Annotated in this window: 12 protein-coding genes; 2 read left to right on the top strand and 10 right to left on the bottom strand. The window is 73.4% G+C overall.

What is annotated here, in order from left to right; translation table 11 throughout:
- Position 1 precedes the first annotated feature (1 nt).
- A complete protein-coding gene (locus tag GGQ69_RS14165; protein ID WP_183529678.1) occupies positions 2–850 on the bottom strand; it encodes an ABC transporter ATP-binding protein in 849 nt (282 codons plus the stop codon).
- Positions 851–1,086: 236 nt separating this feature from the next.
- Between GGQ69_RS14165 and GGQ69_RS14160 the strand changes: the two genes are divergently transcribed.
- On the top strand, positions 1,087–2,592 hold the full coding sequence (locus GGQ69_RS14160) for an L-lactate permease (protein WP_221243822.1): 1,506 nt from the start codon (positions 1,087–1,089) through the stop codon (positions 2,590–2,592).
- A 27-nt stretch (positions 2,593–2,619) separates the two neighbouring features.
- Here GGQ69_RS14160 and GGQ69_RS14155 read toward each other — a convergent pair whose 3' ends face one another.
- The 9 genes from GGQ69_RS14155 to GGQ69_RS14115 form a co-directional block, all read right to left on the bottom strand.
- Positions 2,620–3,243 carry a hypothetical protein gene (locus tag GGQ69_RS14155; RefSeq protein WP_183529674.1) on the bottom strand — a complete coding sequence of 208 codons (624 nt, stop codon included), beginning with the start codon at positions 3,241–3,243 and terminating at the stop codon, positions 2,620–2,622.
- Positions 3,244–3,653: 410 nt separating this feature from the next.
- Complete coding sequence (locus tag GGQ69_RS14150; protein WP_183529672.1) at positions 3,654–4,373, bottom strand: GAF and ANTAR domain-containing protein; 720 nt, start codon at positions 4,371–4,373, stop codon at positions 3,654–3,656.
- 105 nt (positions 4,374–4,478) lie between these two features.
- Positions 4,479–5,225 carry a response regulator transcription factor gene (locus tag GGQ69_RS14145; protein WP_183529669.1) on the bottom strand — a complete coding sequence of 249 codons (747 nt, stop codon included), beginning with the start codon at positions 5,223–5,225 and terminating at the stop codon, positions 4,479–4,481.
- A 92-nt stretch (positions 5,226–5,317) separates the two neighbouring features.
- Positions 5,318–6,598 carry a sensor histidine kinase gene (locus tag GGQ69_RS14140; protein ID WP_370577196.1) on the bottom strand — a complete coding sequence of 427 codons (1,281 nt, stop codon included), beginning with the start codon at positions 6,596–6,598 and terminating at the stop codon, positions 5,318–5,320.
- A 110-nt stretch (positions 6,599–6,708) separates the two neighbouring features.
- Entirely contained in the window at positions 6,709–7,845 is a 1,137-nt protein-coding gene (locus tag GGQ69_RS14135) for a nitronate monooxygenase family protein (protein WP_183529667.1), read from the bottom strand.
- Positions 7,845–11,267, bottom strand: coding sequence for an HAD-IA family hydrolase (locus GGQ69_RS14130; protein ID WP_183529665.1), 3,423 nt, complete (start codon positions 11,265–11,267; stop codon positions 7,845–7,847). The genes GGQ69_RS14135 and GGQ69_RS14130 overlap by 1 nt, the downstream gene beginning before the upstream one ends.
- 193 nt (positions 11,268–11,460) lie before the next feature.
- Complete coding sequence (locus GGQ69_RS14125; RefSeq protein ID WP_183529663.1) at positions 11,461–12,666, bottom strand: methyltransferase domain-containing protein; 1,206 nt, start codon at positions 12,664–12,666, stop codon at positions 11,461–11,463.
- Positions 12,667–12,697: 31 nt separating this feature from the next.
- Positions 12,698–13,078: a HEAT repeat domain-containing protein gene (locus GGQ69_RS14120; RefSeq protein WP_183529661.1), complete on the bottom strand. Its 381-nt coding sequence runs from the start codon at positions 13,076–13,078 to the stop codon at positions 12,698–12,700.
- Complete coding sequence (locus tag GGQ69_RS14115; RefSeq protein ID WP_183529660.1) at positions 13,078–14,073, bottom strand: acyl-CoA thioesterase; 996 nt, start codon at positions 14,071–14,073, stop codon at positions 13,078–13,080. Before GGQ69_RS14115 ends, GGQ69_RS14120 begins: the two co-directional genes overlap by 1 nt.
- Positions 14,074–14,209: 136 nt before the next feature.
- Between GGQ69_RS14115 and GGQ69_RS14110 the strand changes: the two genes are divergently transcribed.
- Complete coding sequence (locus GGQ69_RS14110) at positions 14,210–15,157, top strand: acyl-CoA thioesterase (protein WP_183529659.1); 948 nt, start codon at positions 14,210–14,212, stop codon at positions 15,155–15,157.
- Positions 15,158–15,197: the final 40 nt, after the last annotated feature.

Below are 15,197 nucleotides of genomic sequence, written 5' to 3'. Positions count from 1 at the left end.
CTCAGGCCACCCCCAGCTTCGCCAGGGCGGCCAGCACGTTCTCGGGGGTCGGATCGCTGATCTGCCCGGCCAGCCGCCCGTCCTCCAGCAGCACCACGCGGTCGGCGTAGGAGGCGGCGACCGGGTCGTGGGTGACCATGATGACGGTCTGGCCCATCTCCCGGGCCGAGCGGCGCAGCAGGGAGAGCACCTCGGCCCCGGTGGTGGAGTCCAGGTTGCCGGTGGGTTCGTCGCCGAACACCACGTCCGGGCGGGTGAGCAGGGCCCGGGCCACGGCCACGCGCTGCTGCTGGCCGCCGGAGAGCTCGTGCGGCTTGTGCCCGAGCCGGTCGCCCAGGCCCAGGATCCCCACGACCTCGGCGAGCCAGGCCCGGTCCACCGGCGTGCCGGCCAAATCCAGGGGCAGCACGATGTTCTGCTCGGCGGTCAGGGTGGGGACGAGGTTGAAGGCCTGGAAGACGAACCCGATCCGGTCCCGGCGCAACCGGGTCAGGGCGGTGTCGTTCAGTCCGGTGATCTGCTGGCCGCCCAGTTCGATCCGGCCGGCGTCGGCGGTGTCCAGTCCGGCCAGGCAGTGCATCAGGGTCGACTTGCCCGAGCCGGACGGGCCCATGATCGCGGTGAAGGCCCCGGCGGCGAAGTCGACGTCCACACCGGCCAGCGCGCGCACGGCGGCCTCGCCCCGCCCATAGGTCTTCACCAGCCCCCGGGCCGACACCGCCGGGGCGGCGGCCCCCTCCGACGGTGCAGTGGCACCGGCGGACCGGCCGGGGGCGGTGGCGGAGGAGGCGGTGGTGGGGGATCCGGAGGGGGCGGGCACGCTCGCGGTGAGGTCAGTCGTGGGGTTCATGCCATCCACTCTGGCCGCTGGACGGGGTAGGCGGATCGTTCTGGGGTGCCGTTCCGGGGTGGATCCGGGTCATCCTCCGGGATGACTCGGGGGTGTCCCGGACTCCGGGAGGACTACGGGGCACCCGGAGCCCGGGTGGACCGGTAGCATTCGCGGGGGCGGCGCTCGGCCCGCCCGCGACATGGACGGACCTGCAGGGACGGCAGGAGGGGACGGAGGCTGCGGTGGACGTGTTCATGGCCGCGCTTCCCATCGTGCTGACCCTGGCCCTGCTCGTGGTGCCGGCCCCGGCCTGGGTGGCCCCGGGGACCGGCCTGGTGACCGCCCTACTGGCCGGGTTGTTGTGGTTCCACACGGCCCCGACCGAGCTGGCCGGAGCGTTCGCCGCGGGGATGGGCACGCTGGTGGAGGTGCTGGGCATCATCGCCGGTGGCATCCTGCTCTCCCGGGTCATGGACCGCGGCGGCGCGCAGCAGCGCATCGCCGGCTGGCTCTCGGCCGGCGGCGGTCCCACGGTGGCCTCGGCCCTGCTGATGGTGTCCGGGGTGGTGCCGTTCCTGGAGTCGGTGACCGGTTTCGGGGTGTCCGTCATGATCGGCCTGCCCCTGTTGCTCTCCCTCGGCTTCACTCCCGTGCGCGCCGCGACACTGGCCCTGCTCGGACTGGCCGTGGCCCCCTGGGGCTCCATGGCGCCGGGCACCCTGCTCGGGTCGGGGATCGCCGGGGTGTCGTTGCTGGACCTCGGCCTGGCCTCCGGGGCGTTCAACGTCCTGGCCTTCGCCGGATCCGGGGCGGTGGCCGCCGTGGTGGCCGGTCGTGGTGCTGCCGAGCTGGCCCGCAGGGAGTCCGCGAGCGGGGCAGGAGAGAGCGGTCCGGCCCGGAGCGGCAGCGCCGGCCCGCCCCGCGCCGCCTATGCCGTGTGGATCGCCACCGGCCTGGTCTCCGGACTGGCCCTGGCCGGCCTCGTGCTCGGCGCGAACCTGCTGCTGGGCACCGCCGTGGCCGGTGCCGTCGGGTCCCTGCTGATGTCCGCCCTCTGGGCCCTGGTGATCAACCGGGGACGACTGGGACCCACGCCGTGGCGCGCCCTGACGCCCTACCTGGTGCTGCTGGTCGGGACCATCGCCGGCCAGATGGTGGAGCGGTTCCTCCTGCCGGGCGCCCTGGGCGCCGTCATCGGCTCACCGGCCCTGTGGTCCACGGTCGGGGCCCTCAGCGGCATCGTGGTGCTGTCCCTCGACCGCGACCACCGGGCGGGGCTTCCCCGGGAGACCTGGCGGATGTGGCGGGGCACCGCCGTGCCCACCGGGCTGTACCTGCTGCTGGGTTATGCGGTCTCCGGCGGCGGGCTGGCACAGTCCCTGGCCGGGGCGCTGACCGTCCTGGGCGCGGGCTACCTGTTCCTGGTGCCCTGGATCGGCGGGCTGGGCGGGTACATCACCGCCTCCAACACGGGCGCCAACTCGATGTTCGGCGGTACCCAGACGGCCTCCGCGCACGCGCTCGGCGTGGACCCGCTGTGGGTGATGGCCTCTCAGAACGCGGCGGCCGGACTCGGGACGCTGACGAGCCCGGCGCGCATCGAGCTGGCGTACCTGCTGGCCCTCTCGCACCAGCGCGCGGACACGCCGGGGCCGACCGTGACGCGGGGCAACATGCTGCGCGTCACCATGCCCTACGTGCTGGCGTGCATCCTGCTCTGGGCCGTCGCCACCATGCTCTGGGTGCCGGCCGCCGGCTGACCGCCGCCAGCACGGGCGGGCCGGCCGTCAGGCATCCACTCCCTGCGCGTCCTGATCCCCGAGCACCCTCGTGACGGAACGCCCCGAGGGCTCGAACAGGAGGACGGTGGCCGGCGGGACCGGGTGGACCCCGTTCGAGGGGTACGGCCCGCTGACGGCGTGCAGGGACTCGGTGGCGGAGGCGAAGCGCACGAGGCCCGGGCCCCGCGCGAGGTAGAGGGGCATGGTCCCGTCCGCGTCCCGGGTGAGCAGGACCTTCTCCCTGAACGCGTCCACGACCGCCAGGGCGAACGACCCCTCGAGCCGCGCCGCGAAGCGTTCCCCCCACCGGTGATAGGCGGCCAGGGCGACCTCGGGCCCCCCTGTGCCGCGGAAGGGGAAGTCCCCGTCCAGTTCCTCCCGCAGCGACTCGCGATTGGCGACCTCCCCGGCGAGCACGAGTCCGAGGCCGAGGCGGTCATCCGCGAGGGGCTGGGCCGCACCGTGGGGTGCGGGCGAGGCCCCGTGGCGCTGATGTCCCAGGGCGACCCACCCCCAGCTGCTCGTCCCGAATCCGTACGGGGCATGGGTCTGGGCCTCGGCCATGCTGCACACCGTGGCCAGGTCGGCCTGGTCCCCGTGGAAGGCGATCTCCCCGACAATTCCCGCCACGGTCAGGCCCCCTGCCGGCTCGGCGCCTGCGGCCCGGAGGATGGTTCCGTCGTGGACGGCGCACTGCCGGGTGCACCGTCCGCGGGGGCGCCGGCGGACGCGGCCCCGTCAGCCCCAGCGGCACCCTCGGGCGCAGCGGCACTGCCGGTCGCGGCACCGTCGGGCACGGCGGCGCTATCGGTCACCGGGGTGCGGGAGGAGTGGGGGGTCCCGTCAGCGGGTGGTTGCGGGGCAGCCCAGGGGGCAATGAAAGGGGCCATGGCGTCGTCCTCGAGGGTCGTCAAAGATCTTCACGGCCATGGCTCGACCTCGGGCCATTATAGGCATCCCCGTGGGGCGGGTCACAGTGAAGTCCCCCGTGACGTGGGACCGGACGATCCCGGTTGCGGGGGAAGAGGCCCCGGGGGAGGTCAGTCCACGAAGTGCGTGGCCGCCGCCCGGCCGTTGCCCACGGAGCGGACGAGCTCGTCCGCCAGGTCCCGCAGCTTGGTGTTCCGCCGGTTCGAGGCGTGCCGGAGCATCTCCACCGCCTCCTGCTGGGAGCAGTGGTTCCGGCCCATCAGGATCCCCACGGCCAGGTCGATCGAGGTCCGCGACGTCAGCGCCGCCCGCAGGTCGGTCTCGACGTCCCGGTGCCGGGCCATGCGGACCGCCAGGCGCATCGTGGTGGACAGGGCCACCGCCTGCCTCTGCACGATCTCCATGCTGTCCGCGTCGAAGGCGCGGGGACGGTCCGAGTAGACGTCCAGGGCGGCTACGGCCTCACCGCCCAGGTCCAGGGGAACACCCAGGGCGGACCGCACGCCGGCCTCGGCGGCCGCCGCGCGGTACCTGGGCCAGCGCGACTCCTCGAGGGTGTCCGTCAGGTACACCAGCCGGTCCTCGCGGGCGGCGGTGAGGCAGGGGCCCTCGCCGAAGTCGTACTGCACCTCGTCCAGGGCCCGGGCGCGCGGGTCGGAGGAGGCCACGGTGGCGGGCCGCTTCGGGCGGACCAGCAGGATCGCGCACCACACCTCGCCGGCCAGCCCGGTCAGGGACCGCGCGGTGGCCGCGACGAGCTCGTCCAGGAAGCCGCTGATGTCCTCCGCGCCCAGGAGCAACTCGTGCAGCCTCGTCGCCTGGTCGGTCATGGCCTGGTCTCCTCTCCTCTTCTCTTCTCTTCTCTCTTCCCCAATGATGCTGATCTGCACACCATGACAGGTCGTGGGCCCGGGGGCCGAGACCCGGCACGCCGGTCAGGGATGCGCCACGCCGGTGCGGTAGGCGGTGACCACGGCCTGCACCCGGTCCCGGGCCCCGAGCTTGGCCAGGACCCGCCCCACGTGGGTCTTCACCGTGGCCTCGGACAGGAACAGCCCGGTGGCGATCTCCTGGTTCGAGTCCCCGCGGGACATGAGCTCCAGCACCTCGCGCTCGCGCGGGGTCAGGGAGTCCACCGCGGCGGACTCCCGCTGCCGTTGCCGGTCGGCCGCGTGGTCCCGCCGCAGCGTGGGGGCCATGTGGTCGAGCAGCCGGCGGGTCGTCGAGGGGGCGATGACCGCATCCCCGCGGTGCACGGTGCGGATGGCCGCCAGCAGCTCCTCGGGCGGGGCGTCCTTGAGCAGGAACCCCGAGGCGCCGGCCTCGATCGCCTCCAGGGCGTACTCGTCCAGGTCGAAGGTCGTCAGCACCACCACGCGCGGGCCGTCCACCGCACCCACCCCGCCGGGTGCGCGGCCGCCGTCGTCCCCCTCACCGAGCAGGGCGCGGGTGGCGGCGATGCCATCCAGCTGGGGCATGCGGACGTCCATCAGGATGACGTCCGCGCCGCGGACGGAGGGCGAGGCCACGGCCTCCCGGCCCGTCGAGGCCTCGCCGACGACCTCCAGGTCCGGCTGGGAGTTGACGAGCATGCCCAGTCCGGAGCGGACCAGCTGCTGGTCGTCCACGAGGGCGACGCGGATCGGGGCGGGGTCTGGGATCACCCCTCCATCATCGGGCATCCGTCATGCCCGGGAGGACGTGTCCCCCCGGGAGCCCGCACGGACATGTCCTCCCGGCGATGACGGTCGGTCGACCGCCGTGCCTGACGGGCTCAGATCTCCTGGTACGGCACCGTGGCCTGCACGCTGAAGCCACCGCCCTGGCGCGGTGCCGCCGTCACGGAACCGCCGAACAGGCCGATCCGCTCGCGCAGTCCGGTCAGCCCCTGGCCCGAGCCGCGGGTCTGCACGGACGCGGCGGCGCCCCGGCCGTCGTCGTCCACGCTGATCTCCAGTCCCCGGGCCGTCCAGCCCAGCCGGGCCATCGCCCGGGCGCTCGGACCCCCGTGGCGGACCGTGTTGGTCAGCGCCTCCTGGAGCGCGCGGTACGCCGCGAGCTCCCCGCCAGCCGGCAGCTCGCGGCGCGGGGATCCCTCGACCGCGAAGTCCACCTCCAGCCCGGTCAGGCGGATCGTGTCGACCAGGTCGTCCACGTCCGCCAGTCCCGGTTGCGGGTGGAGCTCCACCGCCTCCGGCCCCCGGAGCACCCCCAGCAACCGGCGCATCTCGCCCAGGGCGCGGCGTCCGGTGTCCGAGATGGTCTGCAGGGTCCCGACGGCGACCGCCGGGTCCTGCGCCCCCGCGTACCGGCCGCCGTCGGCCTGGGTGATGATCACCTGGAGCGAGTGGGCGACGATGTCATGCATCTCGCGCGCGATGTGGTTGCGTTCGTCGGCGGCGGCCAGGGCCCGCTCCTGGGCGGCCTCGACCTCGAGCTGACGGGCCCGGTCCCGCAACTGCTCCATGGCCAGTCGCCGGGTCCGGGCCAGGTCCCCGAACGCCCAGGCCGCCAGCACGATCGCCGCGCAGGCGATCGCGATGGCCGAGGCGATGACGGCCAGTTCACCGGCGGGCTGTCCCTCGAAACCGGAACCGTTGTCCATGACGGCCGCCGCATCGGGGCTGTAGGGCGGAGCCGGCGCGTAGGCGACCTTGATGCCGTTGAGGACCGCCCCGGTCAGGGCCGTGCCGAGACCGGCGAAGGAGGCCCAGCGCGGCCCGTGGGCGGCGAGGTTGTGCACGGTCATCGGGACGGCGATGAGCGAGGGCAGCAGGTCCGCCCCGAGCACCAGCTGCAGCACGCAGAAGAACACCACGATCCCGGCGGACAGCACCGGCCTCCACCGCCGGATCGCCCACGGGGCCAACTGGCCCACGGCACAGAGGAAGGCGAAGAGCTGCCACGGCCAGAAGCGGTCCATGCCCCCGGAGACCGGGGCCACCGCCCCGACGGCCAGTGGGGGGATGAACAGCACCAGCAGGCACGCCACCAGCACGTCCATGAGGATCGGGTGGCTGCGGAACCAGGTGTCGAGGCGGCGCAGGGGATTCACGGTGTCCCACCCTAGGCCGGTCCGGGCGGCCGCCGCGTCATCCCCGGGTCTGGTCCTCAGGCCGGGACCCGGGTCCGGTGCCCGTGCGTCCTGGGGGCGTGAACCCCGGGTCAGGGCGTCAGGTGCCGGACGATCTCCGCGGCCGGGGCGGCGCGCACGGCCGCGGCCCCGACGCCGGCCCACAGGCTCACCGACTCCGCGTCCCCGGCCGCGGTGGCCGCCTGGCGCAGCGGCCCGGTGAGGACGTTGACCTCCGGGTAGGCGGCCGGGGCGTCCGTGTGCTCGCGCATGAACCGGTTGTCCAGTCCCCGGGCCCAGCGCCCGGAATAGGCGCGGGTCAGCGCGGTCCGCGCCGAGCCGTCCGGGTGCGCGAAGCCCGTTCCGGACGCCGTCCGCTCCAGGGCGGTGCGCTGCAGCGGGGAGGTCCCCGCCTCCTGGGCGAGCAGGAACGCGGTGCCGCACTGCGCCGCCGTCGCGCCCGCGTCCAGGACCCCGCCCACGCCGGCGGCATCCATGATCCCGCCGGCCGCCCACAGCGGGACGTCCCGTGCGGTCCCGGTCCCGACGGCGGCCCGCACCTCGGCGAGCAGGGTCATCAGGGGCGTGGTGCCGGGGGTGGCGGCGGGGTCGTGCACCGAACGGTGACCGCCGGCCTCCGGGCCCTGGACGCAGAGCACGTCCGCCCCGTGGTCGAGGGCGCGGACCGCCTCGGCGGCACTGGTCACGGTCACCCCCAGCACCGATCCGGCGGCGTGCAGGCGGTCGAACACGGACGCCGCGGGCAGGCCGAAGGTGAAGGTCACCAGCGGCCAGGCACCGGCCTCGGCCGCCTCGAGCTTGGCCTCCCAGCCGTCCATCGCGTCCGGGTCGAGGACCTCCGGGCCCGGCAGCTCCACGCCCAGGCGCCGGGCCTCGGCGAGCAGGCCGGAACGGTACCGGCGCACCGACTCCGCGCGCCGGCGCCGGGCCGGAGAACCGGGTGCCCTCCGGTCCCCGGGGACCGCCGTGTTCGCCGGTTCGGGGACGAAGAGGTTGACCCCGAAGACCGCGTGCTCCGTGCCCTCCAGGGCGCCACGGGTGCTGGCCACGTCCTGCACGAGCCGATCGACCGGACGCATCCCCGCCGCGAGGAAACCGATCCCGCCCGCCCGGGTCACGGCGGCGGCGAGCTGCCACGTGGACGGGCCGCCGGCCATGGGCGCGGCGACGACGGCCCGGTCGCCCACCAGGGAGCCGGCACCGCTCATCAGAGGATCCCGAGCCGGTTGGCGTCCGGGGAGACGCAGGCCATCGGGTCCACCGAGGCGGTCAGGGACGGGTGCCGGTTCAGCAGCGGCACGGTCCACTTCTCGCCCGGGTGCATGGTCTTCTCCCGGCCCTCCACGTTGAGGTTGATCGGCCGCGCCGACCCCTCCAGCAGCTCCAGCGTGATGCAGTACTGCGTGATGCGCACGCTCAACGGCTGCTTGCGGTAGCGGATGGTGAACTGCACGCCCGAGGCCTCCAGCGGCAGCAGGGGATGCAGCCAGAGGGTGTCCGAACGGGTCTCCACCCCGGCGTAGCACCGGATCACCATGTCAACGGTGCCGGCCATCGCGCCCAGGTGGATGCCCTCCCGGGTGGTGCCGCCCTGCGTGTCGGACAGGTCCGCCTCGAGGGCCTCCGCGAACAACCGCCAGGAACTGGAGCGGTCGGTGCGGGCGGCCACCCAGCCGTGCACCAGGCGGGAGAGCGTGGAACCGTGCGAGGTGCGGGCCAGGTAGTACTCGACCGTGGCGGAGAACTCCTCCGAGGTGAAGTGGTAGCCCATCCGGTGCAGGATGTCCTGGAGCTCCTCGGAGGAGAACAGGTAGGCGAGCATGAGCACGTCCGCCTGCTTGGAGAGCTTGTACCGGTTGGTCGAGTCACCCTCGGCCTGCAGGATCAGGTCCAGCCGGCCGATGTTGCCGTACGTGTCCCGGTAGTGGTCCCAGTCGAACTCCTCGAGGTCCTCGTAGCCGTCGAACTGGCTCATCACCCCGCCCTCCTGGAAGGGCACCCGCAGTCTCAGGCTGATCTGCTCCCACAGGTCCAGCTCGTCCTGGAACACGTCCAGCCACTCGGTCAGCGGGTCGTCCAGACCGTCCAACCACCGCACCAGGCGCACCGTCTCGGAGAGTACCCAGGACAGCAGCACGTTCGTGTAGGCGTTGTTCCGCAGTCCCGAGCCGGGGGTGCCCGGGTAGCCGTCGTGGTACTCGTCCGGGCCCATCACCCCGTGGAGCTCGTACTGCCCCCGTTCCTCGTTGTAGTGGGTCATGGAGACGAAGAAGCGGCTGATCTCCACCAGCATCTCCGCCCCGTAGTCGGAGATGAAGGTGTGGTCCCGCGTGGCCTCGATGTAGCGCAGGACCGAGTACGCCACCGCGAGGGAGACGTGGCGCTGGTTGTGCGAGTTGTCCGGCATCCACATCCTGGACCGCGGGTTCCACAGCTCGGTGGGCGTCTCCTCCCGCCCGTCCGAACCGGACTGCCAGGGGAACATGGCGCCCTGGAAACCCTCCGCGCGGGCGTTGGCCCGGGCCTCGCCCAGGCGCCGGTAGCGGTACATCAGCAGTCCGCGCGTCAGCTCGGGACGGCGCAGGGTGAGCATCGGGTAGACGAAGATCTCGTCCCAGAAGACGTGGCCCCGGTAGCCCTCGCCGTGCAGGCCCCGGGCGCCGAGCCCGGCGTCCAGGTCCCGGCGGGAGCCGAAGGAGGTCTGCAGCACGTGGAAGGTGTGCAGGTTCAGGGCCAGCTGGTGGCGCTGGTTGGCGCCCAGGAACCCGTACAGGCCGCTGAAGGCCTCGGGCATGATCTCGGGCTGCTCCTGGATCGGTTCCAGCTTCACGGCGAAGCGGTTCCAGTTGATGCCCCACATCTCCTCGTGGTAGGTCAGCAGCTGGCGGAACGAGCCGGTCCGCTCGATCCGCTTGGCCGCGTTGTGCCACACGGTGGAGACGGCGTGGTCATGCGTGTTGGACGCGGCCACGATCTTGTCGAACATCACCGGCACGCCCTCGGCCAGTTCGATCTCGATGTCGTGGCCGGCCACCATCGGGCCGAGCTCGACAGGGGTCCGGAGGGGCTCCGCGGCGTCCGCGGGGGACTGGAAGCGGGTGCGGGCGGCCATGGCCACGTGCACGCGGGACTGGGTGGTCACGGTCTCGAGCAGCACGGTCTCGCCGTCCAGCTCGCGGGACTGCACCGGCTCCCAGTGGTGGGCGGACAGCCCGCGGTCGTCGGGCACGTTCTGGTTGGCCACCCGGCCGTCGACCATCGACCGGACCGTGGCGTGGCCGGACCAGTCCTCCGCCTCCACCGTCAGCTCCAGGGCCGCCAGGTGGTGACCGGCGAAGGACTGGAACTGCCGGGTGGTCACGCGCGTGGTGCGTCCGTGCCGGTCCCGGAACCGGGAGGTGCGGGACAGCAGGCCCCGGCGCAGGTCCAGCTCCTGGCGGTAGGAGATCATGTCCGGGTTGCCCGGCAGCAGCTCGTCCCCGCCGGGCAGGGTCACCCGCATGTAGGTCCAGTCCGGGCTGTTGACCATGTGCTCGGTCTCCACCGTGCGGCCCTGGACCGTGGACTCCAGCCGGTTGAAGATCCCGGCCAGGTAGGTGCCGGGGTAGTGGAGGGCGTCGGCGGTGGTGCCGGGGACGGACCCGCGGGTGCCCCAGTAGCCGTTGGCCAGGGTGCACAGCGCCTCCCGGGTGCCCTCCTCGGCCGGGTCGTAGTCGTCGTAGGCGAGCACCCAGGCCGGGTCGAACGGGCGGGTGGTGCGCTGGTCCAGCTGCAGCTCGGTGAAGTCTTCCACCACGACGTCGGCCCCGGCCTGCTTGAGGCGCCCGGGATCCTGCGCCCGGTCCACGCCGACCACCAGCCCGAAGCCACCGTCACGTGCCGCCTGGACCCCGGAGGCGGCGTCCTCGAGCACGATCGCGTCAGCGGGCTCGACCCCGAGCTCCTGGGCCGCGAGGTGGAACATGGCCGGGTCCGGCTTGCCGGGCAGTCCCAGCTCGAGCGCCGTGTTGCCGTCCACCACCACGTCGAACAGCCGCTGGACGTGTCCGGCGCTGAGCACCGGCGTCGAGTTCCGGGAGGAGGTCACCAGCGCGGTGGGCACCGCCTCGTAGCGCAGTCGCGTGAGCAGCTCGAGGGCCTCGGGGAAGACCCGGACACCGTCCCGGGCCAGCACGGCCTCGAAGAAGCCCTGCTTCTTCGCCGCGAGGGCCTGGACGGTGAGGTGCCCGTCCCGGCCGGGCGCCGCCGTCGGGCCCGCCGCCGGTGCCACGGGGACCGGCTCACCGTCCGGGCCGAGGAGCCCGGCGGCCTCCGGGACGACCAGGCCGCGCGAGGCGAAGAACGAGCGGACCCCGTCCTCGCGGGGCCTGCCGTCCACGTGGGCGAGGTAGTCGCTCGCGGCGTCGAAGGGACGCAGGCAGGCCGGGTCGGCCTGCACCGCGGCGATGTTCTGCGGCAGCGCCCCGACCGCACTGATCGAGGAGTCGAACAGGTCCTTCCACGCCTGGGCATGCACCCCGGCGGTGTCCGTGACCACGCCGTCCATGTCGAAGATCACGGCCCGGAAGTGGCGGAGCGTGTGACGTCGGGCCGGCCCGGTCAGGGTGACGGGCTTGGTCAGGGGGTGCATGCGGTCTTCCTGTTCCTCGGATGGTCCTCGGACGGTCGTGTGGACGGATGGCCCGCGGGGGAGCCTTGCGGGTCATGCTAGCGACGGGACCTTGCGGCGCGGTGGGCTGCCGGTGAAAGGGTGGCCGGAATCACCGGGGCCGGTGGGTGCGATCACCGGATCCGGGGGGCGGCCGGGCGGGCGGCGCGGCGGGTCAGTCCCGCCGCCGCAACTGCACGAGCACCTCGTAGTGTCCGGTCTGCGGGAACATGTCCAGCAACCGGGCCCGGACCGGGACGTGTCCGGGCATCCGCGCCAGGTCCCGCGCGAGCGTGGTCGCGTTGCAGCTGGAGTACAGCACGTGGGGGACGCCCGAGGTCTCCAGCCAGCCGGCCAGGTCCTCGCCGATGCCGCGCCGCGGCGGATTGACCACCACGGCGTCCGGCAGCCCGTCCGGCCGGTGCGCCGGGTCCGTGGCGTCCCCGACGGCGAAGCGCACCCGGTCCTGGACCCCCAGTTCCCCGGCGGTCATCCGGGCGGCGGCGACGGCGTCCGCGCTGGTCTCCAGGCCCCACACCTGCCGCGGGGCGCCTACGGGCAGCGGGCCGTCGCCGTGCCGGACCTCGGCGAGCTGGAAGCCGAAACCGCCCACGCCGCAGTACAGGTCCCACACGCTGGCGGCGTCCGTGGTGTCCAGCCAGGCGGAGGCCTCGGCGTAGAGGCGGGCGGCCACGGCCGTGTTGGTCTGGAAGAAGCCCTGTGGGCGCAGGTGCAGCGGGACGCCGTTCAGGCGCATGGTCAGGGTCTGGTCCCCGGCCAGGTGGATCTCCTCCTCGCCCTCGAGCAGCGCCTGGTGCTGCGGGAGGATGTTGGCGGTGACCACCTCGGCGTGCGGCAGGGCCCTGAGCAGTGCGGGGACGGCGTGGCGCAGGGCCGGGAGCTGGTCCGTGGAGCGCAGCACGAAGCGGATCATCAGCCCGCCGTCCGGGGAGAGGGTGGTGATGACGTGCTTGAGCTCGCCGCTGCGGGACCCCACGTCGTAGGGGGTGAGCCCGGCGGCGGTGATGACGGCGGCCAGGTGCGGGAAGGCGGCGCCGAGGGCGGGTTCGTAGAGCCCGCAGTCGCGCAGGTCCACCCCCCGGCCGTCGTGGTGCTTCGGGTGCTGGCGGGGGTCCAGGATGCCCAGCCGTGGGCGGGCGGCGGTGCCCGTGACGACCATCTTGGCCTTGTTGCGGAAACCCGACTCGGCCGAGGCGACCGGGTCCAGCCAGAGGTCCGTGCCGTCCGGGGCCGTGGTCCCGGCCACCGGGTCCAGCAGGGCCCGCACCCCGGCCTGCTTGTCCGCCAGTTGCCGGGGGTAGGGAACGCCCATCAGCGGGCAGGACCGGCACTCGCCGGCGTCGAAGTGGGGGCATTGCATGGTGCCCCCAAGGGTACCGGGGTGGGAGGCCTCAGTACTCGGTGCGCGGGCGCAGGTCGGGACGGTCCAGGCGGTCCGCGATCTGCACCAGGGCGTCCTCCGCGGCGGAGGCCAGCACGGAGTCCGGGTCCATGAGCAGCCCGTTCAGGGCCCGGGCGGCGCTCTCCCGGCCCACCGCCCCGAGGGCCTGGGCGGCGGCGCTGCGCACGCGCGGGTCCGGGTCGGCGAGCAGCCGCTCGAGCGGGCCGGCGGCCTCGGTGATGCCCTGCGCGGCGGCCACCCGGCAGCTCGCCTCACGGACCTGCCGGTCGTCGCTGTCCAGTCCCGCCAGCACGGCGGCGGGCCGGGCCGGGGCGCGCGCGGGCAGGTCCCGTGCACCCGGCAGGTTCACGTCCCAGTCTCGGGTGTCCATCAGTCCTCCTCCAGGAGATGGTTGGGCAGCCGGTTGCCCGGGGCCCGGCCGCGGATGGCCAGCAGGTCGCGGGCGTGCTGCCACAGGCGACGGTCCTCCTCGGTGACGGGCACCCAGGGGGTCACGGGCACGGAGGTGCCCTCGTCGTCACGGGCCACCATCACGGTGATGCAATTGGTGGTCAGGTGCAGTTCGGTGCCCTTGGGATCCCCGGAGCGGACCTCCACGGCGATGTGCATGCCCTTGTTGCCCGTGTAGATCAGGCGGGCCTCCACCTCCACGAGGTCCCCGATGTGCAGGGGCTGCAGGAAGCGGATGCCCCCGGAGAACACGGCCACGGTGTCCCGCCCGCAGTACCGGGAGGAACACAGGTAGGCGGCCTGGTCGATCCACTCCATGACGATCCCGCCGTGGACCTTGCCGCCCCAGTTGACGTCCGTGGGCACGGCCAGGAAGCGCAGGACCACCTTCTCGGCCGTCCCGGCGTCCGTGTACGTCTGCTTCTTCAGCTCGGCGCCGATCTCGTCCCGGACCGGGATGCGGGAGACGGCGTAGTCCCGGGCGAGCTGCTGTTCCAGCGTGCGGGGCACGAACTCCGGGACCGGGGTGGAGTGTCCGGCGCCGTCCACCGCCACGAAGATCACCAGGCAGCGGGCGCGTTCCTCGAGGTGTCCGGTCTTCGGGTCACCGGAGCGGACCATGGTGTTGATGTGCATCGAGCTGCGGCCGGTGTAGAGCACGGTGGCGGTGATCTCGACCATCTCGCCGACCTGCACCGGATCGTGGAAATGGATGTTCCCCACGTAGGCCGTCACGCAGTAGGAACCGGACCACGCGGTGGCCGCGGCGAACGCGGCCTTGTCGATCCACTCCAGGACCCGTCCGGCGTCCACCGTCCCGGCGTGGCCCCGGTCCGTGGGGGCGGCCAGGAAGCGCAGGGTCATCTCGTGCCGGCGCTCGCCGACGGGTGCGGCCGGATGCGGGGCGGTCTCCATGACCTCTATTCTGCCGTGGAGCGCCGTGTCCGGCCGAACGTGAACGCCCGCCGGCCCGCCCCGCGCACCTGCCTCCGGTTCCGCTGGGTGAGAATGGCGGCAACGTGGCGTATGTCACGGGTGCTAGTTTCGTGTCATGCCCCGAAGTTCCGTCGCCCTCCAGTTCCGTGCCGAGGCCTATGACCACCCGGACGGCTCGGTCGACGCCGGAACCGTGATGACCTGGATCGACAAGACGGCCTACGCCGCGGCCGCCAGCTGGTCCGGCGGTGACGTGGTGGGCTCCTACGTGGGGAACATGCACTTCGCCAACCCGGTGCCCGTGGAGACCCGCGTGATCGTCGAGGCCCGCGTGGTGTACACGGGCCGGACCTCGGTGCACGTGCAGACCCGTGTGGTCCTGCCGGACACCCGGGACCAGCACGGCAAGGCCGTGGTGTGCACCGAGTGCGTCATGGTCTACGTGGCCGTGGACGACGCCGGTGGGCCGGTGCCCGTCCGTCCGTGGGAACCGAGCACCCCGGAGGAGCTGGAGCGCGCGCGGCTGGCCAGGGTCCGCGGCACCATCCGCCGTGAGGTGGAGGAGGCCATGGTCTCCGCCCCGCCCCCGGAGGGGGAGCTGACCGCCGAGACCGTGGTGTTGCGCTTCGTGGCCAACACCCGGGAGGTCTACCCCGGGGAGAAGGTCCAGGCCGGTGCCGTGATGCGCTGGATCGACGAGGCCGCCAACGTCTGCGCCTCCCGCTGGTCCGGACTGCCGGTCGTGGCGGTCTTCGCCGGCGGCGTCCGCTTCTACCAGCCGGTGCGGGTGGGGGACCTGGTGGAGATCGAGGCCCGCCTGGTGCACACCTCGGCACGCTCCATGCACGTCTCCATCCGTGCCCGGGCCGGGGACCGCCGCGAGCGCGAGCCCAAGCTGATCGCCCACGGGCTCACCGTGATGGTCTCGACCGGGACCAACGGCAAGGCCGTGCCGGTCAAGCAGTGGCGCGCGGTGACCGAACAGGACCAGTCCCTGGAGCGCAGGGCGCTGGAACTGGTCGGCCTGCGCAACAAGGCCTCCCACGAGTGGGCCGGGGGCTGACGCCCCGGGGCCTGTCCCGTCCCGCGGCGCGCTGCCTACA

This window comes from Micrococcus sp. TA1 (genome assembly GCF_014199555.1).
GTDB lineage: Bacteria > Actinomycetota > Actinomycetes > Actinomycetales > Micrococcaceae > Citricoccus.
The sequence above is the reverse complement of the archived record's forward strand: the minus strand, read 5'-3'. Positions and strand labels throughout refer to the sequence as shown.

Bases quoted from the DNA above. Each gene is read 5' to 3' on its own strand.
- GGQ69_RS14150 (WP_183529672.1), bottom strand. From the start codon at position 4,373: ATGACCGACCAGGCGACGAGGCTGCACGAGTTGCTCCTGGGCGCGGAG.
- GGQ69_RS14160 (WP_221243822.1), top strand. From the start codon at position 1,087: ATGGCCGCGCTTCCCATCGTGCTGACCCTGGCCCTGCTCGTGGTGCCG.
- GGQ69_RS14115 (WP_183529660.1), bottom strand. From the start codon at position 14,073: ATGGAGACCGCCCCGCATCCGGCCGCACCCGTCGGCGAGCGCCGGCAC.
- GGQ69_RS14110 (WP_183529659.1), top strand. From the start codon at position 14,210: ATGCCCCGAAGTTCCGTCGCCCTCCAGTTCCGTGCCGAGGCCTATGAC.
- GGQ69_RS14125 (WP_183529663.1), bottom strand. From the start codon at position 12,666: ATGCAATGCCCCCACTTCGACGCCGGCGAGTGCCGGTCCTGCCCGCTG.
- GGQ69_RS14135 (WP_183529667.1), bottom strand. From the start codon at position 7,845: ATGAGCGGTGCCGGCTCCCTGGTGGGCGACCGGGCCGTCGTCGCCGCG.
- GGQ69_RS14145 (WP_183529669.1), bottom strand. From the start codon at position 5,225: ATGCCCGATGATGGAGGGGTGATCCCAGACCCCGCCCCGATCCGCGTC.
- GGQ69_RS14165 (WP_183529678.1), bottom strand. From the start codon at position 850: ATGAACCCCACGACTGACCTCACCGCGAGCGTGCCCGCCCCCTCCGGA.
- GGQ69_RS14120 (WP_183529661.1), bottom strand. From the start codon at position 13,078: ATGGACACCCGAGACTGGGACGTGAACCTGCCGGGTGCACGGGACCTG.
- GGQ69_RS14130 (WP_183529665.1), bottom strand. From the start codon at position 11,267: ATGCACCCCCTGACCAAGCCCGTCACCCTGACCGGGCCGGCCCGACGT.